General features: G+C 65.4%; 19 protein-coding genes. 12 read left to right on the top strand and 7 right to left on the bottom strand.

What is annotated here, in order from left to right:
* Positions 1 to 116: 116 nt before the first annotated feature.
* A complete protein-coding gene (locus IB274_RS00370) occupies positions 117 to 338 on the bottom strand; it encodes a YgdI/YgdR family lipoprotein (RefSeq protein WP_081519426.1) in 222 nt (73 codons plus the stop codon).
* A 91-nt stretch (positions 339 to 429) separates the two neighbouring features.
* Positions 430 to 1,017 carry a molybdenum cofactor guanylyltransferase MobA gene (mobA, locus tag IB274_RS00365; protein ID WP_192430173.1) on the bottom strand — a complete coding sequence of 196 codons (588 nt, stop codon included), beginning with the start codon at positions 1,015 to 1,017 and terminating at the stop codon, positions 430 to 432.
* 70 nt (positions 1,018 to 1,087) lie between these two features.
* Here mobA and moaB point away from each other — a divergent pair, with 70 nt between their 5' ends.
* Together moaB and glp are read left to right on the top strand one after the other, a co-directional pair.
* Complete coding sequence (moaB, locus tag IB274_RS00360; protein WP_192430172.1) at positions 1,088 to 1,627, top strand: molybdenum cofactor biosynthesis protein B; 540 nt, start codon at positions 1,088 to 1,090, stop codon at positions 1,625 to 1,627.
* On the top strand, positions 1,624 to 2,838 hold the full coding sequence (glp, locus tag IB274_RS00355; protein ID WP_192430171.1) for a gephyrin-like molybdotransferase Glp: 1,215 nt from the start codon (positions 1,624 to 1,626) through the stop codon (positions 2,836 to 2,838). The genes moaB and glp overlap by 4 nt, the downstream gene beginning before the upstream one ends.
* A 30-nt stretch (positions 2,839 to 2,868) precedes the next feature.
* On the opposite strand, the gene IB274_RS00350 is transcribed toward glp, so the two are convergent.
* On the bottom strand, positions 2,869 to 3,897 hold the full coding sequence (locus IB274_RS00350; protein WP_192430170.1) for an AraC family transcriptional regulator: 1,029 nt from the start codon (positions 3,895 to 3,897) through the stop codon (positions 2,869 to 2,871).
* Positions 3,898 to 4,054: 157 nt separating this feature from the next.
* Between IB274_RS00350 and IB274_RS00345 the strand changes: the two genes are divergently transcribed.
* From IB274_RS00345 to IB274_RS00320, 6 genes are all read left to right on the top strand, one after another.
* Positions 4,055 to 5,650 carry an FAD-binding oxidoreductase gene (locus IB274_RS00345; RefSeq protein ID WP_192430169.1) on the top strand — a complete coding sequence of 532 codons (1,596 nt, stop codon included), beginning with the start codon at positions 4,055 to 4,057 and terminating at the stop codon, positions 5,648 to 5,650.
* A gap of 4 nt (positions 5,651 to 5,654) precedes the next feature.
* Entirely contained in the window at positions 5,655 to 7,229 is a 1,575-nt protein-coding gene (locus tag IB274_RS00340) for a glycerol-3-phosphate dehydrogenase/oxidase (protein WP_192430168.1), read from the top strand.
* Positions 7,230 to 7,255: 26 nt separating this feature from the next.
* Entirely contained in the window at positions 7,256 to 8,815 is a 1,560-nt protein-coding gene (locus IB274_RS00335; protein WP_192430167.1) for an FGGY-family carbohydrate kinase, read from the top strand.
* 79 nt (positions 8,816 to 8,894) lie between these two features.
* Positions 8,895 to 9,815, top strand: a complete 921-nt coding sequence (yegS, locus tag IB274_RS00330) for a lipid kinase YegS (protein ID WP_192430166.1) — start codon at positions 8,895 to 8,897, stop codon at positions 9,813 to 9,815.
* Positions 9,816 to 9,928: 113 nt separating this feature from the next.
* On the top strand, positions 9,929 to 10,858 hold the full coding sequence (locus IB274_RS00325; protein ID WP_192430165.1) for a chemotaxis protein CheV: 930 nt from the start codon (positions 9,929 to 9,931) through the stop codon (positions 10,856 to 10,858).
* 385 nt (positions 10,859 to 11,243) lie between these two features.
* Positions 11,244 to 12,053, top strand: coding sequence for an MOSC domain-containing protein (locus tag IB274_RS00320; RefSeq protein ID WP_192430164.1), 810 nt, complete (start codon positions 11,244 to 11,246; stop codon positions 12,051 to 12,053).
* Positions 12,054 to 12,173: 120 nt separating this feature from the next.
* Here IB274_RS00320 and IB274_RS00315 read toward each other — a convergent pair whose 3' ends face one another.
* Both IB274_RS00315 and IB274_RS00310 read right to left on the bottom strand, forming a co-directional pair.
* Positions 12,174 to 12,554 (bottom strand): lysozyme inhibitor LprI family protein, encoded by a 381-nt coding sequence (locus tag IB274_RS00315; RefSeq protein WP_192430163.1) that lies wholly within the window; start codon positions 12,552 to 12,554, stop codon positions 12,174 to 12,176.
* A gap of 59 nt (positions 12,555 to 12,613) precedes the next feature.
* Complete coding sequence (locus IB274_RS00310) at positions 12,614 to 14,539, bottom strand: transglycosylase SLT domain-containing protein (protein ID WP_192430162.1); 1,926 nt, start codon at positions 14,537 to 14,539, stop codon at positions 12,614 to 12,616.
* Between the two features lie 211 nt (positions 14,540 to 14,750).
* On the opposite strand from IB274_RS00310, the gene IB274_RS00305 reads away from it, so the two are divergent.
* Positions 14,751 to 16,664, top strand: a complete 1,914-nt coding sequence (locus IB274_RS00305; protein WP_192430161.1) for an ATP-binding cassette domain-containing protein — start codon at positions 14,751 to 14,753, stop codon at positions 16,662 to 16,664.
* Positions 16,665 to 16,726: 62 nt separating this feature from the next.
* On the top strand, positions 16,727 to 17,413 hold the full coding sequence (locus tag IB274_RS00300; protein WP_081519440.1) for a DUF6901 family protein: 687 nt from the start codon (positions 16,727 to 16,729) through the stop codon (positions 17,411 to 17,413).
* Positions 17,414 to 17,456: 43 nt separating this feature from the next.
* Here IB274_RS00300 and IB274_RS00295 read toward each other — a convergent pair whose 3' ends face one another.
* Positions 17,457 to 17,897 (bottom strand): universal stress protein, encoded by a 441-nt coding sequence (locus tag IB274_RS00295; RefSeq protein WP_024766849.1) that lies wholly within the window; start codon positions 17,895 to 17,897, stop codon positions 17,457 to 17,459.
* Positions 17,898 to 17,978: 81 nt separating this feature from the next.
* On the opposite strand from IB274_RS00295, the gene IB274_RS00290 reads away from it, so the two are divergent.
* Positions 17,979 to 18,413 (top strand): hypothetical protein, encoded by a 435-nt coding sequence (locus tag IB274_RS00290; RefSeq protein ID WP_192430160.1) that lies wholly within the window; start codon positions 17,979 to 17,981, stop codon positions 18,411 to 18,413.
* Between the two features lie 5 nt (positions 18,414 to 18,418).
* Here the strand turns inward: IB274_RS00290 and IB274_RS00285 are convergent, their stop codons facing one another.
* Positions 18,419 to 19,225 carry a hypothetical protein gene (locus tag IB274_RS00285; protein WP_192430159.1) on the bottom strand — a complete coding sequence of 269 codons (807 nt, stop codon included), beginning with the start codon at positions 19,223 to 19,225 and terminating at the stop codon, positions 18,419 to 18,421.
* 474 nt (positions 19,226 to 19,699) lie between these two features.
* Between IB274_RS00285 and fadB the strand changes: the two genes are divergently transcribed.
* Positions 19,700 to 21,847, top strand: coding sequence for a fatty acid oxidation complex subunit alpha FadB (gene fadB / locus IB274_RS00280; protein ID WP_192430158.1), 2,148 nt, complete (start codon positions 19,700 to 19,702; stop codon positions 21,845 to 21,847).
* The last annotated feature ends 12 nt before the right edge of the window (positions 21,848 to 21,859 follow it).

The raw sequence follows: 21,859 nt of genomic DNA, 5'->3' as shown, positions 1-21,859 counted from the left end.
CTTTTGATGCACAAGGGGTTAGCGAAAAAATTTTGAAAATTATTTCGCCCCCCGTGAAAACGCGAACGCCCCGCAGACCGATCAAGGCCTGTGGGGCGTTTTCACTACCGGGAGAATCAGAGGTCCTTGACGGTCCGTACCTGATCCTTGTTCACACGGGCAGTTTTGCCATCCAGCTGTTCGAACTCATAGAAGCCGGATTCTTCGTCGTACTTGGGTTTGTCGACCGACTGAATCTCGCGTCCATCGTTCAGGGTGATGACGGACGGCGTGGAGCAACCAGCGAGCACGCTAAAGCCCAGGGCGAGCAGGAAGGCGGGAAGCATCCGTTTGTTCATGGGTGAATCTCCTGATGAGCGAACAAAAAAGTACGAAAAGTCTGACCGGGGGCTTTGCAGCATAGTTCCCGGAAAATTTTCGACTCTGTCGCTATCGGGCGCGATAGAGCAGCTCCGGTGTGTTCAGGTTGGCCAGGCGGGGGTCGTCGGCCGGGCAATCCACCGCCTCCAGGCCCAGGTTCGAGAACACATGGCGCGGGCTGCGGTCGCCCTGATCCCAGGCTACTTCTATCGGCGTGCGCAGCGCCACCGGGATGATGCAGAACAGTGGCTCCCACTGAGTGCCGCGGCGCAGCATGTGCACGATGTCCGGCGCTGTGGCGGATGCGCGCAACAGGCGCTCCAGCAAGTCGGCATCCAGGCGTGGCGTGTCGCAGGGCAATACCAGTAGGTGGGTATGGCGCGCAGCGGCCAAGCCTGAACGGATGCCGGCCAGTGGACCGGGGAAGTCCGCACTGTCGTCCTGCACAAGGCGGTCGGCGAAGCCGGCGTAGATGTCCGCGTTGCGGTTGCAGGAAATGATCAGATCGTCGCTGAAGGGCCGGGCGAGGGCGGCGGCGTAGCTCACCAGCGGGCGGCCCTGCCACTCCAGCAGGCCCTTGTCCTGGCCGCCCATGCGCTGGCCGCGTCCTCCGGCGAGGATCAGGACGGAACAGGGAGGCAGCGGGGCTTTGGGCATGTCAGGGTCTCCGGGGCGGGCCTGTGATATAACACCGCGCATTCCAACCTCACAAGCAAGGGCCCTCATCATGAGCCACAAGGCCGAGCAGCCATTCGTCCCGCTGAACATTGCCGTCCTCACCGTCAGCGACACCCGCACCCTGGAAACTGACACCTCCGGCCAACTGTTCGTCGACCGCCTGAAGGCCGCTGGCCACAATCTGGCCGCCCGCGTCCTGCTCAAGGACGACCTCTATCGCATCCGTGCCCAGGTCGCGAGCTGGATCGCCGAAGACGAAGTGCAGGTCGTGCTGGTGACCGGCGGCACCGGCTTCACTGGCCGCGACAGCACCCCGGAGGCCGTGACCTGCCTGCTGGACAAGGTGGTGGACGGTTTCGGCGAGCTGTTCCGGCAGATTTCCGTGGCGGACATCGGTACCTCCACCGTTCAGTCCCGCGCGTTGGCCGGCCTCTCCAACGGCACCCTCGTCTGCTGCCTGCCGGGCTCCACCAACGCCTGCCGCACCGCTTGGGACGGCATCCTCGGTGAGCAGTTGGACGCCAGCCACCGCCCCTGCAACTTCGTGCCGCACCTGAAGAAGGCGGCGCCCTGCGAGAGCCGCGGATGAGCTGCTGCGACAAGCCTGGATTACTGCCGGTCGAGGATGCCCTGGCGCGCCTGCTGAGCCTGGCGGAGCAGTCCCCGATCCTCGATACCGAAACCCTGCCGCTGAGCGAGGCGGACGGCCGCGTGCTCGCCGGGCCGCTGCTCGCCGGGCTGGACCTGCCACCGTGGCCGAACAGCGCCATGGACGGTTACGCGCTGCGCCAAGCCGATTGGCGGGGCGAGCCGCTGGCGATCAGCCAGAAGATTTTCGCCGGACAGGCGGGGGAACCTCTGCTGCCGGGGACCTGCGTGCGCATCTTCACCGGCGCACCGGTGCCTGAGGGCGCCGATTGCGTCGAAATGCAGGAGAACGTCGAGGTGCTGGAAGACGGCCGCGTGCGTTTCCTCGAAGCGCTCAATATAGGTCAGCACGTACGCCCGCAAGGCCAGGAAATCCGCAAGGGCGACTGCGTACTGCCGGCCGGCACACGTCTGGGCCCGATCGAGATCGCGCTGGCCGCATCCCTCGGTCACCCTGAGCTGACTGTGCGCCGCCGTCCGCGCGTGGCGTTGCTGTCCACCGGCGACGAGCTGGTCGAGCCGGGCAAGCCGCTGGCGCTCGGGCAGATCTACAACAGCAACCGCCACCTGCTGCGTATCTGGCTGCAGCGCTTCGGTTGTGAGGTCGTGGACGCGGGAATCCTTCCGGACGACCTGGAGCGCACTCGTGCTGCCCTGTCCTGCCTGTCGCATGTGGACCTGATCCTTTCCACCGGCGGCGTCTCCGTCGGCGAGGCGGACTTCCTTGGCGCGGCCCTGCGTGAAGCGGGCGAGCTGGCACTGTGGAAACTGGCGATCAAGCCGGGCAAGCCGCTGACCGTTGGCCACTACCAGCAGGTGCCGGTGATCGGCCTGCCGGGCAATCCCGCCTCCACCCTGGTGACCTTCGCGCTGTTGGCGCGGCCCTACCTGATGCGTCGCCTCGGCATGCAGAAGGTCGAGCCGTTGCGCCTGCAGGTGCCCGCTGGCTTCAACTGGACCAAGCCGGGCAACCGCCGCGAGTACCTGCGCGCGCGCCTGGAGAATGGCCGTGCGGTGCCTTACGCCAACCAGAGCTCCGGTGTGCTGCGCAGCGCGGCCTGGGCCGAGGGGCTGGCGGAAGTGCGCGAGGGGACGACGCTGGTCGAAGGCGATTGGCTGGCCTTCATTCCGTTCAGCGAACTGCTGGACTGAGCGCCAGGAACGCAATGAAAAACGCCGGTCTCAGACCGGCGTTTTTTTATGCTGCTGGCGATACTCGCCGGGCGTCTGGTCGGTCCAGCCCTTGAAGCTGCGGTGGAACGAGCGCGACTCGGTGAAGCCCAGGTACTGGGCGATGTCCTGGATCGGCAGGTCGCTGTGCACCAAATAGTGCTCGGCCAGTTCCTGGCGCAGTTCGTCGAGGATCAGCTGGTAGCTGGTGCCGGCCTGCTGCAGGTGACGCTGCAAGGTGCGCACGGTCATCTCGAAGCGCTCGGCGACGCGCTCCTTGCGTGGCAGGCCGTCCTTGAGCAGCAGGCGCAGGGCGTTCTTCACTCGTAGGGGGAGCGGCTCGTCGTCGTCCAATTCGGCCATCAGCGCCAGTGCGTGTTCTTCCAGGGTTCGCAGCAGGTTGGCGTCGGCCTGGCGCAGCGGGTAGCTGAGCAATTGCAGGGGCACCAGCAGGGCGCTGAAGGGTTGTTCGAAACGCACCGGGCAGCCGAACAGCGCTTCGTACTCGGCGACGTCGGTGCCTTCGGGCCGCGCGTGCTCGAACCAGACTTCCTGCGGCGAGCCATTGGTGTCGGCGATCCAGCGCGCATAGAGCAGCCAGGACGCCAGTACGTTCTCCACCATGTGCCGGCGGATCTGCGCGGCCTCGTGGCGGCAGTTCCAGATCAGCTTGATGTGGCCTTCGCCCGGCTCCAGGCGGCTGACGCCCATGTCGCCGACCAGTTTCTCGTAGGGAATGATGCGGCCCATGGCTTCGCCCAGGTTGGCGCAGTTCATGGTGATGTAGCCCAGCACGCTCCACGAGCCCGGCTGCACGAAGCGTGCGGAGTGCAGGCCGAACAGCGCATCGCCTGAGTGCGCGCACAGGTGTTGCAGCAAGCGCTCGTGGGCCTCGCTGGGCAGGCGCTGGCTGTTGTCGCTCAGTTGCGAGCGCTCCAGTCCCGCAGCCTGAAGGGCAACGTCCAGGTCCATGCCGAGGGACTCGGCGTGGCGCAGGTATTTCAGCAGTGCGGGGACGGATGTATAGCCGAGGGAATGCATGGCGTGAGTTCTTGTTTTTCGGTGTCTCGATCGGCAACTGCGCCTGTCTTGATCCGACAGTGACAGGGCAGGGCGGCTGGCTAGTATAGGCAGCCATCAAGCGGCACCGAAATAGCAATCGAAATTGCAGACAGAGACCTGGATAAAAGGAGCGGGCATGCGACGCTGGAACGGCTGGGGTGAAGAAACGACGGTGGTGGAATTGCCCGATAACGGGCGTGCATTTCTCGCCGAACTGGTTGGCCCCGGCCTGACGCTGCCGGACGCGACGCTGGAACAGGTGTTGGCCAGGGTGCCGGCTTCGCGCCTGCCTGAGCACCCACTGGTGGTGCGCGAAGCCCGCGACCGTCTGCTGCACGCCCGCGGCCAAAGCCTGCCGGATTGGCTGGCGATGCGCGAAGGCGACTTCGGCGTGTTCCCCGATGGCGTGGCCTACCCGCAGACCGCCGAGCAGATCCGCGAGCTGCTGAAATTCGCCGAGCTCTGGGACTGCCTGGTGATCCCTTACGGCGGCGGCACCTCGGTGGCGGGCCACATCAACCCGCCGTCGTCCGACAAGGCGGTGCTCACCGTTTCCCTTGAGCACATGAACCGCCTGCTGGAACTGGACGAGCAAAGCCTGATCGCCACCTTCGGCCCCGGCGCCAACGGTCCGCAGGTGGAAAGCCAGCTGCGCGCCCGTGGCTACACCCTGGGCCACTTCCCGCAGTCCTGGGAGCTTTCCACCCTCGGCGGCTGGGTCGCCAGCCGCTCCAGCGGCCAGCAGTCGCTGCGCTACGGGCGCATCGAACAACTGTTCGCCGGTGGCACCCTGGAAACCTTCGCCGGCAGCCTGGATATTCCGACCTTCCCGGCATCTTCCGCCGGCCCCGACCTGCGCGAAGTGGTTATGGGCTCCGAAGGCCGCTTCGGCATTCTTTCCTCGGTGAAGGTGCGGGTGACGCGTATCGCTGAGGACGAACGCTTCTACGCAGTGTTCCTGCCGTCCTGGGAGCAGGCACTGGAAGGCATCCGCACCCTGACCCAGGCGCGTGTACCGCTGTCCATGCTGCGCCTGTCCAATGCCGTGGAAACCACCACCCAGCTCGCGCTGGCCGGTCATCCGGGGCAGATCGCCTGGCTGGAGCGCTACCTGAAGCTGCGCGGAGCGGCCGAGGGCAAGTGCATGCTGACCTTCGGCGTCACCGGCGACCGCGCCCAGAACGCGACTTCGCTGCGTGCCGCGCGGCGAATTCTCAAGGCCTTCGGCGGCGTGTTCACCGGCACCCTGTTGGGCAGGAAGTGGGCACAGAACCGCTTCCGCTTCCCCTACCTGCGCGAGGCGCTGTGGGAGAACGGCTACGCGGTCGACACCCTGGAAACCGCCACCGACTGGTCCAACGTCGATAACCTGCTGAGCCGCATCGAAGCCAGCCTGCGCGAGGGCTTGGCCGCGGAGGGCGAACGCGTGCACGTGTTCACTCACCTGTCGCACGTTTACGGCGAGGGCTCGAGCATCTACACCACCTACGTGTTCCGCCCGGCGGCCAGCTACGCGGAAACCCACGAGCGCTGGCGCAAGCTCAAGCACGCCGCCAGCCAGACCATCGCCAACAATCGCGGCACCATCAGCCACCAGCACGGCGTGGGCAAGGACCACGCTCTCTATCTGCCGGTGGAGAAGGGCCCGCTGGGCATGGCCGCGATCAAGGCGCTGGCCGGGCATTTCGACCCGTCCGGCCGGTTGAACCCCGGCACCCTGCTGCAGGACTGAGCCCATGGGCTGGAATGCGACGTGGCGCGCCAAGGCGCTGCCGGAGCTGGCGGAGCGCGACTGGGACCTGATCGTGGTCGGCGGAGGCATCACCGGTGCCGGCATCCTCCGTGAAGCCGCACGGCGCGGCTGGCGTTGCCTGCTGGTCGAGCAGCGCGACTTCGCCTGGGGCACCTCCAGTCGCTCGTCGAAGATGGTCCATGGCGGCCTGCGTTACATCGCCAAGGGCCAGTTCGGCCTGACCCGCGACTCGGTGCGCGAGCGCCAGCGCCTGCTGGGCGAGGCGCCAGGGCTGGTCGATCCGCTGAGTTTCATCATGCCGCACTACCAGGGCGGCTTCCCCGGCCCGCGGGTGTTCGGCATGCTGCTGTCGCTGTACGACGCGCTGGCGGGGCGTCGCAACCACCTGTTCCATCGCTTGGAGGAGCTGCGCTACCTGGCGCCGGGCTTAAGGGAAGATCGCCTGCTCGGCGGCACGCGCTTCCAGGACGCAGTCACCGACGACGCGCGTCTGGTGATGCGCGTGCTCGGTGAGGCGCGCGCCGAGGGCGGCGAAGCGTTGAACGGATTGAAGGTGATCGAACTGGATCGCCGCGCCGGCCGTGTCCAGGGGCTGGTGGCCGAGGACAGCGAAAGCGGCGAGCGCTTCACCTTTCGCGCGCGTGCCGTGGCGCTGGCCACCGGCGCCTGGGCCGATGCCTTGCGGCAGAAGCACGGTAGCGAGCACATCCGCCCGCTGCGCGGCAGCCACCTGTTGCTGCCGGCCTGGCGCCTGCCTGTCGCCCACGCCTTCAGCTTCATGCACGGGCAGGACAAGCGCCCGGTGTTCGTCTTTCCCTGGGAAGGCGCGACCGTGGTCGGCACCACCGATCTCGATCACCGCGACACGCTGGACGACGACGCCGCCATCAGCCGCGAGGAAGTGGATTACCTGCTGGCCGCCTGTGCGCAGCAATTCCCGTCTGCCCAGATCAGCGCGGCGGATGTGCGCTCCACCTGGGCCGGCGTGCGCCCGGTGGTCAGCGATGGCGCGCCATCGCTCAAGCCCTCGGACGAAAAGCGCGAACACGCGCTGTGGGTCGAGCCCGGCTGCGTGACCCTGGCCGGCGGCAAGCTCACCACCTTCCGCCTGCTGGCGCTGGAGGTGCTCGCCGCCTGCGCACCGATGCTGGAGCGCTCGCTGGAGGCGGCAGGAGAACAGGTCTTCGAACCTGTCGAAGCGGTCGATCTACCCGGGCTGACCCCGCCGCAGCAGACCCGTCTGCGCGGTCGTCATGGTCGCGCATTGCCGGAGCTGGCGCGGGTGCTGAAAACCGTGGGCAGCGAGTGCATCGGCCATACCGATTCACTCTGGGCCGAACTGGCCTGGGCGGCGGAAGGCGAGTTGGTGCTGCACCTGGACGACCTGCTGCTGCGCCGTACCCGGGTCGGCCTGCTGCTGGCCGACGGCGGCGCCCACGAACTGCCGAGAATTCGCGCGCTGTGCCAGCCACGCCTGGGCTGGGACGACCCGCGCTGGAAACGTGAAGAACAGGACTATCTGGCGCTGTGGCGTCGCTGCTACAGCCTTCCAAACTGACCGAAGCCCCACTGACCAAGAGCCCCATGGATAACAACAACTACCTGCTGGCCATCGACAACGGCACCCAGAGCGTGCGCGCGCTGCTCTTCGATCTCCAGGGCAACCTGGTGGGCAAGGGTAAGGTCGAGCTGGAAGCCTATTTCTCCTCGCAGCCCGGCTGGGCCGAGCAGCACCCGGACTATTATTGGGAACAGTTGGGCGAGGCCTGCAAACGTCTATGGGCCAGCGTCGATATTGACCGCAGCCGTATCCGTGGCGTCTCGCTGACGACCCAGCGCGGTACGGTGATTCACGTCGACCAGGCAGGCCAGGCCCTGCGCCCGGCGATCATCTGGCTCGACCAGCGCCGCGCCGAACTGGAGGGCTCGATCAAGGGCCCCTGGGGCTGGCTGTTCAAGCTGGTGGGCGCGCAGGGTGCGGTGGATTATTTCCGCACCCAGGCCGAAGTGAACTGGGTTGCCCAGCAGCAGCCGGACATCCACCAACGCACGCACAAGGTGCTGCTGCTCTCCGGCTTCCTCACTCAGCGCCTGTGCGGACGCTACGTGGACTCGATCGCCGGCAGCGTTGCCTACCTGCCGTTCGACTACAAGAAGCTGCAATGGGCCGCGCCGCGCGACTGGAAATGGCAGGTGCTGGATGTGCGCCGCGAGCAGTTGCCAGAGCTGTTCAAGCCCGGCGAGAAGCTGGGCGAGATCACCGCCGAGGCCAGCCGCCTGACCGGGATTCCTGAAGGCCTGCCGCTGATCGCCGCCGGCGCCGACAAGGCCTGCGAAGTGCTCGGCGCGGGCGCCATCGACCCGACCGTGGCGTGCCTGTCCTACGGCACCACTGCGACCATCAACACCACCCGCTCGCGCTACCTGGAGACTATTCCGCTGATCCCGCCGTACCCGGCGGCGATTCCCGATCACTTCAACACCGAGGTGATGATCTACCGCGGTTTCTGGATGGTCAGCTGGTTCAAGCGCGAGTTTGGCCTGCGCGAGATGCAGCGTGCGCAGGAACTGGGCGTCGAGCCGGAGAAGCTGTTCGACGAACTGGTCAACAGCGTGCCCGCCGGCTCCATGGGCCTGATGCTGCAACCCTACTGGACGCCGGGTATCCGCGAACCGGGGCTGGAGGCCAAGGGCTCAATCATCGGTTTCGGCGACGTGCACACCCGAGCGCATATCTACCGCGCCATCCTCGAAGGCCTCGCGTATGCGCTGCGCCAGGGCAAGGAGCGTATCGAGAAGCGCTCCGGCACCCGCATCCAGCGCCTGCGCGTGGCTGGCGGCGGTTCGCAGAGTGACGCAGCGATGCAGCTCACCGCCGACATCTTCGGCCTGCCGGCGGAGCGCCCGCACGTCTACGAAGCTTCCGGCCTGGGCGCGGCCATCGATTGCGCGGTGGGGCTGGGGCTCTATCCGGACTTCACCAGCGCCATCGCCGCCATGACCCGCGTCGGTGACGTCTTCCACCCGCACCCTGAGGCGCAGCGCACCTACGAGCGGCTTTACAGCGAGGTCTACCAGCGCATGTACAAGCAGCTCAAGCCGCTGTACCAGAGCATCCGGGAGATCACCGGCTACCCCGCCTGAGTCGCAAATCAAGTGGGAGGAATTCCCCTCGCGCTAGTCTGAGTCCATATCCAATGGACTCACCGGGAGGAAAACCGCCATGACGCAACCCAAGGCCCTGCTGATCCTGCATGGCAAGCAAGCCGCCAACGACGAGGTGCGCGCCGCAGTGCTGGCCACGCGCGAGGCGGGTCGGGCGCTGGATGTCAGGGTGACCTGGGAGGGCGGCGACGCCCGGCGGCTGGTGGAAGAGGCGCTGGCGGCGGGCTACACGACGCTGATCGCCGGCGGCGGCGATGGCACCGTGCGCGATGTTGCCGAGGCGCTGGCCCAGGCCGGCGGCAAGGCCAGCCTGGCGATCCTGCCACTGGGTACCGCCAATGACTTCGCCCGCGCCGCCGGCGTGCCGCTGGAACCGGCCGCCGCCCTGGCGCTGCTGGACCTGCCGCCGCGCCCCATCGACCTGGGCGAAGTGGACGGGCAGATGTTCCTCAACATGGCCACCGGCGGCTTCGGTTCGAAGGTCACCGCCAACACCCCGGAAGACCTGAAGAAGCTGCTCGGCGGCGCGGCCTACCTGCTCACCGGGCTGACGCGCTTCTCCGAAGTGCATGCGGCGCAGGGGCGTTTCACCGGGCCGGACTTCAGCTGGGAAGGCGAGTTCCTTGCTCTGGGCATCGGCAACGGCCGGCAGGCCGGTGGCGGACATATGCTCTGCCCACAGGCGACGGCGGACGATGGATTGCTGGATGTGAGCATCCTGCCGACGCCGCAGGACATGGTCGGCACTCTCGGCGCACTGCTCGGCGGTGGCTTCGGCACCCAGGACGTATTCGTCCGCGCACGCCTGCCCTGGGTTGAGGTGGAGGCCCGCGAGGGGCTGGACGTCAACCTTGACGGGGAGCCACTGGAGGGCCGCAAGCTGCGCTTCGAGGTGCGCCCGGCGGCGCTCTCGATGCACCTGCCGGCGGATTCGCCGCTGCTCTCGGCCACTGGGCGGCTCGGCACGCCGAAGGGCTGATCGCGCTGGCCCCGATGAAGTGAGTCGGGCATGATGGCGCACGGCCATTATCCAGTTTGCCTGGATGCGGCCGATAGCGTTCACGCACGACTCATTCCGAATCTGGAGCAGGCATGGCCGGTATTCTCGACACTGTCGATCAACGCACCCAACTGGTAGGCGAGAACCGCCTGGAAATCCTGGTCTTCCGCCTGGCCGGGCGGCAGCAGTTCGCGATCAACGTGTTCAAGGTGCAGGAGGTGCTGCAGCTGCCGCGCCTGACCCTGATCCCGCAGCGCCACCCGATGATCTGCGGGGTGATCAACCTGCGCGGCCAGACCCTGCCGGTGATCGACCTGTCGCGCGCCATCGGCATGCGCGCACTGACCCCGGATGCCAGCAGCACCATCATCGTCACCGAGTACAACCGCTCGGTGCAGGCCTTCCTGGTGGGCGGGGTGGAACGCATCCTCAACCTCAACTGGGAGTCGATCCAGCCTCCGCCCGGTGGCGCGGGCCGCCAGCATTACCTGACGGCGATCACCAAGGTGGAAGACCGCCTGGTGGAGATCATCGACGTCGAAAAGGTGCTGGCCGAGATCGTGCCGATGAACACTCGCGTCTCCAGCGACCGCCTGGACGACAAGCTGCTCAGCCAGACCCGCGGTCGCGAAGTGCTGGTCGTGGATGACTCCAGTGTCGCTATTTCCCAACTGCGCGACACGCTTGGCCAACTCGGCTTGCGCCTGCACGTGGCCACTGACGGTCTGCGCGCGCTGCAACAGCTCAAGCGCTGGGCCGACGAAGGCCACGACATGGAAGACAAGCTGCTGATGGTCTTCACCGACGCCGAGATGCCGGAAATGGACGGCTATCGGCTGACCACCGAGATCCGCAACGACCCGCGCCTGCGTGACCTCTACGTGGTGCTGCACACCTCGCTGTCGGGCAGCTTCAACGACGCCATGGTGAAGAAGGTGGGCTGCGACGATTTCCTCTCCAAGTTCCAGCCGGACCAACTGGTGGAAGTGGTGCGTCGGCGATTGCAGAAAATCCCGGCCTGATTCAACCCGGCTCTTCGTAGGAGCGAGCTTGCTCGCGAACGCACTTCGCCGGACTTACAGGAATCAAGCGGTTCGCGAGCAAGCTCGCTCCTACAGGGAAAAGCCGGTCCCGCTCTTGTAGGAGCAAGTGTCTTCTTCTGAAAGTTCGTGCCTGCATTCCCTCTCCCCAGCCCTCTCCCTGAAGGGATAGGGCTGGGGAGAGGGGCTGCCAGCGCAGAGGTTTCCAGATTGGAGCGGAGCATCTTCGCGAGATCCCTTCTTCCTGCTCCGTCAGCGTCAGGCGTATCTGCAGGGGCGGCCCATGCCCGCGACCGAAATGCCCATTGCTCGACGCCCGTCCCACGCCGTATAAGGTCGCTTTCGCCTGCATGAAAGGAAGCTTCCCATGTACAGCCTGAGCGCGCTCTACCGCTACCCGGTCAAATCCACGGCCTACGAGCCCCTGGAATCGGTCCGCCTGGACGCATTGGGCCTGGAAGGGGATCGACGCTGGTTGGTGGTGGAAGCGTCCAATGGCCGCTTCCTGACCCAGCGCCTGCTGCCGCAGATGGGCCGCATCGAGGCGCGCTGGCAGGATGGCTTCGCCGCCTTGCGCCTTCGCGCGCCGGGTATGGATGACCTGCTGGTGAATGTGCCCGGCCGCGACGACAACCTGCGCGGCGTGCTGATCTGGCGCGACATGCTGCAAGTGCCGGACGCCGGCGATGAGGCCGCGCAGTGGCTGAGCAGCTTCCTCGGCCGCGACGTGCGTCTGGTGCAGATGCCCGAGCAGCGCGCGCGCCAGGTGGATACCGCCTACGCCGAACCCGGTGAGCAGGTGCATTTTGCGGATGGCTTCCCGCTGCTGCTGATCGGCCAGGGTTCGCTGGATGATCTGTCGGCCAAGGTCGGTCGCCCGCTGGAGATGCTGCGCTTCCGCCCGAACCTGGTGGTCACCGGCGCCGAACCCTTCGCCGAAGACGGCTGGAAGCGCATCCGCATCGGCGACGTCACCTTCAAGGTGGCCAAGCCCTGCTCGCGCTGCATCCTCACCACCATCGACCCGCACACCGGCGAGCGCGATGCCGCCCGTGAGCCGCTGGCGACCCTGCTGAGCTATCGCAACGTCAATGGCGAAGCCCTGTTCGGCCAGAACCTGATTGCCCTGAACGGCGGAGCGCTGCGCGTGGGCATGGACGTGGAAGTCTTGGAGTAGGTGGGGGATTCCCAGTAGGAGCGAGCTCGCGAACCCGCTTGAGGCCAATGCGTCAGGCGAAGAGCGTTCGCGAGCAATAACGATGGCGTCCCCCTCGTTCCTACAGGAAGCTCCAGGGCGTTACAGCTTGCCGTCGACGCAACCGGTGCTCTGGCACTCGCGCTCACGCTCGCGCAGCACGACCAGGCGCTCGTTGGTCTTGTCCACGGCGCACTGCAGGTTGACGAAGTAGCCGCCGTCGCGCTCGTAGCTGCACTGGGCGTCTCGGTCCTTGATCCAGGCAATCTGGCTCTTCTTCAGCGCGGCCTTCTGGCCATCGTTGAGCATCTTGCGCAGGGTGCCGAATTCATTGTTCAGCTCGCGGTCCACCTGGGCGTACTCGGTGCTCAGGCAGTACACGCTGTCGAAGGCGTTGCGCGGCTTCTCGCAGGCGGCGAGGGCCAGGTCGGCACTGAGCAGGCCGGCGGCCAGGACGGTGAGGGAGAGGAGCGACTGGCGCATGGAATTTCCTTTTCCGTGAGGGGATTAAGACCGCCCGGCGGTGCCGGGCGGGGGAGGGGTCAGAGCTCGTCGAAGAAGCGTTCGTGCCAGTCGACGATGGGTTGCGGCGCGTTGAGCTTTTGCCCATAGATCACCGCGTAGGACAGCACGTTCTGCACGTAGGAGCGGGTCTCGTCGAACGGAATGGTCTCGACCCAGACGTCGAAGGCCAGGTGACGCGCATCCTTCAGCCACTGGCGCACACGGCCGGGGCCGGCGTTGTAGGCGGCGGTGGCGAGCACACGGTTGCCGTTGAACTGGCCGTGCACCTGGCTCAGGTAGGCGGCGCCGAGCTGGATGTTCACGTCCGGCACGATGAGTTGCTGCGGCGAGGCCAGCGGGATACCGAACTTGCGCGAAGTTTCCTTGGCGGTGGCCGGCATCAGTTGCATCAGGCCGGTGGCGCCGACGCCGGAGCGCGCATCGGACATGAAGGCGCTTTCCTGGCGGGTGATGGCGAACATCCAGCTGGAGTGCAAGCCGCGATTGCGCGCCTCGCGCACCAGGGTGTTGCGGTAGGCCATGGGGAAGCGGATATCGAGATCGTCCCAGTATTTGGCTTGGCTGATCGCGCGGATGGCCGGGAAGTACCACTGCATGTCGTAGGCGATCTTCGCCTGGGCCAACAGCTCGTCGTGGCTCAGGTGGCGGGCAGCGTGATACCACTCGCGTCGGGCGTTGATGATCTCGCCGCGGGCATAGAACTCCAGGGCGCGGCGGGTGCTCGGCGCGTTGCGCACGCGCTGCATCGTCCCGGCATCGGGCGAAACAGGTCGATTGTTGAGCTGGTAGGGCGCGTTGATCCGGTCGGCGGCGAGGAAGCCGTAGAAGTCACGCTCGCCGGCCACCGGCTGGTACAGGCTGATGGCCTGCTTGTTCTGCGGCTGCGCCAGTTGCAGCGAGCGTGCCTGCCAGTATTTCCAGCGGTTGGTCTCGGCCAGCGACGGCGGCAGGGCGCGGGTCAGTTCGTAGGCTTCTTCCCAGCGTCCCAGGCGCAGCAGCAGGCGCAGGCGCCATTCGGTGACGGTGTCGTCGCGCAGTTGAGGGTCGTACTTGACCATCATCGGCAGCGCGCGCGGATCATAGCGGCGCGCCAGACTCAGGCCGATCTCGCGGGCGATGGAGACTTTCTCGTCGGTGGAGAAGGGCAGCACCGAGCTGTAGTAGTCGAGCAGGCTGATGGCCTTTTCCGGATCCTGCTTGGCGAGGCGGCGCAGGCCCAGGCCGACGACGTCGGCGGTGGCGTGGTCACGGGCGCCGAAACGGGTGGTCTGGCTCAGCTGCGCAGGGTTCTGCGCCACGTTGACCATCAGCGCGCCCTGGCTGCCGAGGGTCGGCAGGCGCTTGGAGAGCACGCTGGCGAGGCTGTAGTTGCCTTTCTCGGCGGCCAGTTTCAGGCGCTTCCAGACCTTCTCCTCGGTGAGCTGGCCGTCGGCCTGCCACAGGGCGAAGGTCGTGTCGCAGGCATCGGGCTGCGGCTTGCCGACCAGCCAGAGCTTCTCGGCGGTGGCGTAGCCGTCGGCCTTGTTGCCGTGGCCCAGCTGGTACTGGCCATAGAGGCAGTCCAGCTCGGTGAAATTCATCTTCGGGTCGTAATAACGGACGAAGGTGTTCCAGTCGCCGCGATCCGCGAGCTGGCGCATCCAGCGCAGCTTCAGCCAGTTGATCTGCGGCAGGTCGCCGTGCTGCTCGATGAAGCGCTCGATCTCGGCGTTGCTGGCGCTTTTCAGGCGGTTGGTCAGCTCGTCGTAGGCCAGGTACGGCTGCAGCGGATAATCGGCCAGTGCCGATTGGTAGCTGAAGTACGGGCCGCTGTCGCCGCGCGCCAGGGCCTTCTGCGCCTCGTCGTACATCTGGCGCTGCTGGGGCAGGGACGCTGCGTTGGCTGTCGAGGCGGACAGGCTGAGGATCAGGCAGGAAAACAGGGAAAAAAGGCGACCGCGCATGGCTCTTCCGGGAAGATGATCGGTGGGCGCAGGAATGGCGCGCGCCCGCTGCCGGGTAGCTTAGCCTGTTGCGCGCAGGGGGTGAAAGCGCCACCAGGGCTGCCTGGCTCAAAGGCGGACGAATGTCTCGCCCCGGCACTTTGTCCGCACCCCTCTGACTTTTCCGCGCTTTCCCTTAAACTGCGCGCCCTGTTTTACGGAAGATGCCCTCATGACTCTGCTCAAGTTAACCGACGTGTCCCTCGCCTTCGGCACCACTCCGCTGCTGGATAAGGTGTCCTGGCAGATCGCTCGCGGTGAGCGGGTCTGCATCATCGGCCGCAACGGCACCGGCAAGTCGAGCATGCTCAAGCTGGTCAAGGGCGAGCAGAAGCCCGATGACGGCGACATCTGGCGCGCCCCGTCGCTGAAGATCGGTGAGCTGCCGCAGGAACTGCCGCGCGCCGACGATCGCACCGTCTACGATGTGGTCGCCGAAGGCCTGGCCGAAGTCGGCGAACTGCTGGCGCGCTACCACCATCTGAGCATGCACATCGAGAGCGAAGAAGACCTGAACAAGCTGGCGCACGTCCAGCAGGACCTCGAAGCCCGTGACGGCTGGCGCCTGGGGCAACTGGTGGACACCACCCTGAGCCGCCTGCAGCTGCCGGCCGACAAGACCCTCGCCGAGCTCTCCGGTGGCTGGCGCCGTCGCGTGCTGCTGGCCCAGGCGCTGGTCGCCGAGCCCGACCTGCTGCTGCTGGACGAGCCGACCAACCATCTGGACATCGGCGCCATCGCCTGGCTGGAAAACGCCCTGGAGGACTTCCCCGGCGCCGTGCTGTTCATCACCCACGACCGCTCCTTCCTGCAGGCCGTGGCCACCCGCATCCTCGAGCTGGACCGCGGCCACCTGATCGACTGGAACGGCGACTACGCCAGCTTCCTCGTCCATAAAGAGCAGGAACTGGCGGCGGAAGAGGCAGCCAACGCGCTGTTCGACAAGCGCCTGGCCCAGGAAGAAGTCTGGATTCGCCAGGGCATCAAGGCCCGCCGCACCCGTAACGAAGGCCGCGTGCGCGCGCTGAAGGCGATGCGCAACGAACGCGCCGAACGCCGCGAGCGCCAGGGCAAGGCCAGCTTCCAGATGGAGACGGCCGAGAAGTCCGGCAAGCAGGTGATCGTCGTCGAGAAGGCCGGCTTCGCCCATCCGGGCGGCCCGGCGCTGATCCGTGATTTCTCCCTGGTGCTGCAGCGCGGCGACCGTATCGGCCTGCTGGGCGCCAACGGTACCGGCAAGACCACACTGCTCAAGCTGCTGCTGGGCGACCTGCAGCCGACTTCGGGCAGCGTCAAGGAAGGCACCCGACTGGAAGTGGCTTATTTCGACCAGCTGCGTCACCAGCTGGAGCCGGAAAAGACCGTCATCGACAATATTTCCGAAGGTCGCGAATTCATCACGATCAACGGGCAGAATCGCCATGTCCTCAGCTACCTGGGCGACTTCCTGTTCTCCCCGCAGCGCGCCCGGACCCCGGTGAAAGCGCTCTCCGGTGGCGAGCGGGCACGCCTGTTGCTGGCGAAGTTGTTCAGCAAGCCAGCCAACCTGCTGGTGCTGGACGAACCGACCAACGACCTGGACGTGGAAACCCTGGAACTGCTGGAAGAAGTGCTGCTGACCTTCGATGGCACCGTACTGATGGTCAGCCACGACCGGGCCTTCCTCGACAACGTGGTGACCAGCACCCTGGTGTTCGAAGGCGAAGGGCGCGTGCGCGAATTCGTCGGTGGCTACCAGGACTGGCTGCGCCAGGGCGGCTCGCCCAAGTTGCTCGGCGTGGGTGAGGAGAAGGGCGATAAGCCCGCTGCCGCACCTGTCGCTGAAGTGCCTGTGGCGGCACCGGCTGCGGTGGAAGCGGCGGCGCCGAAGAAGAAGCTGAGCTACAAGCTGCAGCGTGAGCTGGAAGCCATTCCCGGGCTGATCGAGGCCCTGGAGACGGAAATGGCCACGCTGCAGGCAGAGACAGCGTCGCCGACGTTCTACCAGCGTCCGCCGAGCGAGGCGCAGGCGGTTCTGGATCGCCTGGGGTCGCTGCAAGGGGAGCTGGACCACCTGATCGAGCGCTGGGCTGAACTGGAGGAGTGATCCGTTCGGTCCGGTGATGTGCCCGTGCGTATCGCTGATCAAAGACTGTTAGGGATGGCTGAATGGCAATCGAGTACCGCATCACCCTGGATGATGAGCACGAGTTCAGTTACCGCATCGAACTGGAGCGCCAGTACGACGCCCAGATAGCCGCCCAGACCCCGCGCTGGACGCGTCTGGAGAACAACCGTTGCAGCAACTGCCCGCTGAACCCGGCGCAGTACAGCCACTGCCCGGCGGCGGTGGACCTGCACCGGGTGATCGAGGATTTCCGTGGTTTGCCGGCCTTCAAGAAGGTCTCGGTGCAGGTACGCACGCCGGAGCGCGAGTACATCAAGCACGCGGGGCTGGAAGAGGGCCTGCGGGCGCTGCTCGGGGTGATCATGGCGACCAGCGCCTGCCCCTTGTTGGGCAAGCTCAAGCCGATGGCGCAGCAGCACCTGCCGTTCGCCAGCAACCAGGAGTTCATCCTGCGCGCGGTGTCGCTGTACTTGATGCGCCAGTACTTCAACTTCCGTGAAGGGCGGCATGCGGATTGGGAGCTGAAGGGGCTGGTGAAGCAGTTCCAGCAGTTGCAGCTGGTGAACCAGGCGTTCTGGCAGCGAATTCACGAGACCTGCGACGGCGACTCGAACCTGAAGGCTTTCCTCAGCTTCTTCTCCATGGCGTCGAGCATGAGCTACTCGCTGGAGGCGCAGTTACAGAAGGTGCGGCCGCTGCTGATGAGCGGCGACATGCTCGGGGCCTGAAACGAAGCGGGCCCCGCAGGGCCCGCTCTCTACCCGGCTTGACTCAGCTGGTTTTCTGCAGGCGCACGGCGAGGACATCGCAGGGAGCACCGTGCAGCACGTCGTTGGCGGTGGAGCCCAGCAGCAGGGCGAGGCCGTGGCGGCCGTGGCTGCCGACGACGATCAGGTCGCAGTCCTGCTCATCGGCAAGGCGGTGGATTTCCTGGCGCGGCTGGCCGTAGACCAGGTGGCACTGGGAGCTGGTGATCTCGGCGTAGGTAAGGGTGAACTGGTGCAGGCGTTCCTTGGCCTGGTCGAACTGCTGCTGTTGCAGCATCGACAGGTCCATCGGCACGTCGCCACCGAAGGCCATGGCCATGGGCTCGACCACATGCACCGCCGAGAGCCGGGCATCGTTGGCCTTGGCCAGCGCGACCGCCCGCTTCATCACCGGATCGCATTCTTCGGTAAGGTCGACGGCGACCAGAATGTGTTGGTAGGGCATGAGCGTCTCCTCCGGGGGACTCGTTATTAATCAGTATGGCCCCAATGGCCGTGCTTGACCTGTTTGACCGGTATAACCCATATGACCACCTGGATGGTAATTCTTCTCATCGCTCTGGTGCTCAGCCCGCTGACCTGGCTGATCCCGTCGCGCGGCCAGCGCGGGCAGATGGACCTGCGCCTGCAGGCGCGACGCCTGGGCCTGGCCATGCAGATGGCGCAGCAGGAGTGGCCGCACTGGCTGGAACGGCAACCGCCGCGCCAGTGCGCGCAATACCACCGCGCCCGTGGGAAGAACCGCGATGTTTGGTGCTACTGGCAGAGCGAGCCGGGCGTCTGGCTGGACCGCTGGCGCGAGGCGAGCGCCCCTGCCGAGCTTGCCCAGGCGCTGGCCAGCCTGCCCAGGGACGTCTACATGGTCGAGGCGACGCCCCAGTTCCTCGCGCTGTACTGGGGCGAGCGGGGCGACAGCAGCGACCTTGAGCGGGTCGCCACTTTCCTTAAACAGCATGCCTGAGGCGATCAGCTCTGCTGCGCGGCATAGAGGCCGGAGACCTTCTCCAGGTCTTCGATAATGCGGTCGGAGTACTTGTTGATCAGGAAGGGCACGCTGTTCTGGTTGTAGTTCTGCAGCGATTTCTCAATGTAGCGCCACTTGATCGCCACGCCGCGTAGTTCCTGGCCGATCTCCGGCGTGGTCTGCGGCGCCTGCTGTAGCTTCACCAGGTTGATCGCGAAGCGGTTGGCCAGGTCATCCAGCGGGCGCTCCTCCCCGCCGCCGAAGAAGCTGGCGCCCACCGAGGCGTTGCGCGAGGCGTAATCCACCGCGATGTCCTGCATCAGTAGGCTCTGCTCGCGGGTCTGCTGGGTCAGTGGCGGGACCTTGCTGCCGCTTTCCTCCTGGATCTTGGCGTAGAGTTGCTCGGCGGTGTCCAGCAGCTTGCGGTTCTGCGCAGCGAGGTCGGCCACTGGTTGCAGGTCGGTGTAGCCGCTCTTGTCCAGCGCGCCTGTGAGCGTGTGCAGTTGGGTCGCGTAGGCCTTCCATTCGTCCTGCAGTTCGGTCTTGAGCTTCTTCGATTCGTTGCCGGGCATTTCCCCGAGCTTGCCCAGGGCGTCGGTGGCGCTCTGCGACGAGGCTTCGACTAACTTGGCGTACTTCTGGTCGCCTTCCATTGCATTGAACATGAAGAAATCGCCAAGACTGCGCTGGGCGGCGAGGCGTGTCTGGTGGACATTGAGGAGGTCGCTGGCGGCGTCGGCGGCAGCGATGAGGGGCAGGGCGGTGAGCGCGAGCGCAGACAGCAGACGCACTAGCGGACGGCTGGGCATCGTTCCAACTCCTTGGAGCCATGGGCTTCTTGTTGTTTTGTATTCCACAGGTTCCAGGCGTCTGCCGGCGTTGGCAGGAGGCAGATCGCCATTGCGCCCGACTCTAGCGCGGGCCATGGGGTTTGAACAGTGGCTGTCGGGACGTCGGTGCCAGGTGGCAATTGTCACGATAGGTGTGGTGAATAGGTCGTCAGGGCTGCGCTGAATGCTCCGGCCCAGACGCCCCGGCCGCTTTGCGACTGTTACGTCTCGCCGATTGACAAGCCCTGGCTTTTCCTAGAAGGTGGGCGCACCCAAATCAAACGGGCGTATGAATCGAGCGTTTGCCATGTGCGATGACTCGATCAGAACGCCCCGGCTATCGCGTCGGCGGGTGTGCCGCAAGCTTTGGGACTAACCTCGGCACAGCCGAACGGTCCCGATACACGGTGTCCGACGTGTGATTTCAAGCTTCCCTAGCGTGGAGATCAGTTGATGATTTACCAAGGTAAAGCCATCACGGTTAAGGCTCTTGAGAGCGGCATCGTCGAACTGAATTTCGACCTCAAGGGCGAGTCCGTCAACAAGTTCAACCGACTCACCCTGAATGAACTGCGCCAAGCAGTCGATACCATCAAGGCCGATGCGTCCGTCAAGGGCGTGATCGTGACCAGCGGCAAGGGCGTGTTCATCGTCGGCGCCGACATCACCGAGTTCGTCGACAACTTCAAGCTGCCTGACGAAGAGCTGCTGGCCGGCAACCTCGAAGCCAACAAGATCTTCAGCGACTTCGAAGACCTGAACGTTCCGACTGTAGCCGCGATCAATGGCATCGCCCTGGGCGGCGGTCTGGAAATGTGCCTGGCTGCCGACTTCCGTGTCATGAGCGCCACCGCCAAGGTCGGCCTGCCGGAAGTGAAGCTGGGCATCTACCCGGGCTTCGGCGGCACCGTTCGCCTGCCGCGCATCATCGGCTGCGACAACGCAGTCGAGTGGATTGCCTCGGGCAAGGAAAACCGTGCTGAAGACGCGCTGAAAGTCGGTGCCGTCGACGCTGTCGTGGCTCCGGAGCAGCTGCAAGCCGCCGCCCTGGACCTGGTCAAGCGCGCCATCGCCGGCGAACTGGACCACAAGGCCCGCCGTCAGCCGAAGCTGGAAAAGCTCAAGCTGAACGCCATCGAGCAGATGATGGCCTTCGAAACCGCCAAAGGCTTCGTCGCAGGCCAGGCCGGCCCGAACTACCCGGCTCCGGTCGAAGCCATCAAGTCGATCCAGAAAGCCGCCAACTTCGGTCGTGACAAGGCGCTGGAAATCGAAGCCCAGGGCTTCGTGAAACTGGCCAAGACCTCGGTTGCGCAGAGCCTGATCGGCCTGTTCCTGAACGACCAGGACCTGAAGAAGAAGGCCAAGCAGTACGACGAGATCGCCAAGGACGTGAAACTGGCCGCCGTACTGGGCGCCGGCATCATGGGTGGCGGCATCGCCTACCAGTCCGCTTCCAAGGGCACTCCGATCCTGATGAAGGATATCCGTGAAGACGGTATCCAGATGGGTCTGAACGAAGCCTCGAAGCTGCTGGGCAAGCGCGTCGAAAAAGGCCGCATGACCCCGGCCAAGATGGCCGAGGCCCTGAACGCCATTCGCCCGACCATGTCCTACGGTGATTTCGGCAACGTCGACATCGTCGTCGAAGCTGTAGTCGAGAACCCGAAGGTCAAGCAGATCGTCCTGGCCGAAGTGGAAGGCGTGGTGAAGGAAGATGCGATCCTCGCGTCCAACACCTCGACTATCTCCATCAGCCTGCTGGCCAAGGCGCTCAAGCGTCCGGAAAACTTCGTCGGCATGCACTTCTTCAACCCGGTGCACATGATGCCGCTGGTTGAGGTAATCCGTGGCGAGAAGTCCGGCGAGATCGCTGTGGCTACCACCGTGGCCTACGCCAAGAAGATGGGCAAGAACCCCATCGTGGTGAATGACTGCCCCGGCTTCCTGGTCAACCGCGTGCTGTTCCCGTACTTCGGCGGCTTCTCCAAGCTGCTGGGCTTCGGCGTGGACTTCGTGCGCATCGACAAGATCATGGAGAAATTCGGCTGGCCCATGGGCCCGGCCTACCTGTCCGACGTGGTCGGCATCGACACTGGCCACCACGGCCGTGACGTGATGGCTGAAGGCTTCCCGGACCGCATGGCCGTGGAAGGCAAGACTGCCGTCGACGTGATGTACGACGCCAACCGCCTGGGTCAGAAGAACGGCAAGGGTTTCTACGCCTACGAGACCGACAAGCGCGGCAAGCCGAAGAAAGTCACCGATCCGCAGGCTTATGAGCTGCTGAAGTCCATCGTCACCGAGCAGCGCGAGCTGACCGACGAGGACATCATCAACTTCATGATGATCCCGCTGTGCCTGGAAACCGTGCGCTGCCTGGAAGACGGCATCGTCGAGACCGCTGCCGAGGCCGACATGGGCCTGATCTACGGCATCGGCTTCCCTCCCTTCCGTGGCGGTGCCCTGCGTTACATCGACTCCATCGGTGTGGCCGAATTCGTCGCACTGGCCGACAAGTACGCCGACCTGGGTGCGCTGTACCACCCGACCGCGAAGCTGCGTGAAATGGCCAAGAACGGCCAGAAGTTCTTCGGTTGAGTGCGCAACGAA

Origin of the sequence: Pseudomonas sp. PDM18 (assembly GCF_014852585.1) — a bacterium.
Lineage (GTDB): Bacteria > Pseudomonadota > Gammaproteobacteria > Pseudomonadales > Pseudomonadaceae > Pseudomonas.
Note: the sequence above shows the minus strand (reverse complement) of the source record. Positions and strands in the feature narration are given on the sequence as shown.

Excerpts from the sequence above, each read along its gene's own strand:
- fadB (WP_192430158.1), top strand. The coding sequence starts at position 19,700 with ATGATTTACCAAGGTAAAGCCATCACGGTTAAGGCTCTTGAGAGCGGC.
- yegS (WP_192430166.1), top strand. The coding sequence starts at position 8,895 with ATGACGCAACCCAAGGCCCTGCTGATCCTGCATGGCAAGCAAGCCGCC.
- IB274_RS00370 (WP_081519426.1), bottom strand. The coding sequence starts at position 338 with ATGAACAAACGGATGCTTCCCGCCTTCCTGCTCGCCCTGGGCTTTAGC.
- IB274_RS00340 (WP_192430168.1), top strand. The coding sequence starts at position 5,655 with ATGGGCTGGAATGCGACGTGGCGCGCCAAGGCGCTGCCGGAGCTGGCG.
- IB274_RS00300 (WP_081519440.1), top strand. The coding sequence starts at position 16,727 with ATGGCAATCGAGTACCGCATCACCCTGGATGATGAGCACGAGTTCAGT.
- IB274_RS00290 (WP_192430160.1), top strand. The coding sequence starts at position 17,979 with ATGACCACCTGGATGGTAATTCTTCTCATCGCTCTGGTGCTCAGCCCG.
- mobA (WP_192430173.1), bottom strand. The coding sequence starts at position 1,017 with ATGCCCAAAGCCCCGCTGCCTCCCTGTTCCGTCCTGATCCTCGCCGGA.
- IB274_RS00320 (WP_192430164.1), top strand. The coding sequence starts at position 11,244 with ATGTACAGCCTGAGCGCGCTCTACCGCTACCCGGTCAAATCCACGGCC.
- IB274_RS00345 (WP_192430169.1), top strand. The coding sequence starts at position 4,055 with ATGCGACGCTGGAACGGCTGGGGTGAAGAAACGACGGTGGTGGAATTG.
- IB274_RS00285 (WP_192430159.1), bottom strand. The coding sequence starts at position 19,225 with ATGCCCAGCCGTCCGCTAGTGCGTCTGCTGTCTGCGCTCGCGCTCACC.
- IB274_RS00295 (WP_024766849.1), bottom strand. The coding sequence starts at position 17,897 with ATGCCCTACCAACACATTCTGGTCGCCGTCGACCTTACCGAAGAATGC.
- moaB (WP_192430172.1), top strand. The coding sequence starts at position 1,088 with ATGAGCCACAAGGCCGAGCAGCCATTCGTCCCGCTGAACATTGCCGTC.
- IB274_RS00350 (WP_192430170.1), bottom strand. The coding sequence starts at position 3,897 with ATGCATTCCCTCGGCTATACATCCGTCCCCGCACTGCTGAAATACCTG.
- glp (WP_192430171.1), top strand. The coding sequence starts at position 1,624 with ATGAGCTGCTGCGACAAGCCTGGATTACTGCCGGTCGAGGATGCCCTG.
- IB274_RS00335 (WP_192430167.1), top strand. The coding sequence starts at position 7,256 with ATGGATAACAACAACTACCTGCTGGCCATCGACAACGGCACCCAGAGC.
- IB274_RS00315 (WP_192430163.1), bottom strand. The coding sequence starts at position 12,554 with ATGCGCCAGTCGCTCCTCTCCCTCACCGTCCTGGCCGCCGGCCTGCTC.
- IB274_RS00310 (WP_192430162.1), bottom strand. The coding sequence starts at position 14,539 with ATGCGCGGTCGCCTTTTTTCCCTGTTTTCCTGCCTGATCCTCAGCCTG.
- IB274_RS00305 (WP_192430161.1), top strand. The coding sequence starts at position 14,751 with ATGACTCTGCTCAAGTTAACCGACGTGTCCCTCGCCTTCGGCACCACT.
- IB274_RS00325 (WP_192430165.1), top strand. The coding sequence starts at position 9,929 with ATGGCCGGTATTCTCGACACTGTCGATCAACGCACCCAACTGGTAGGC.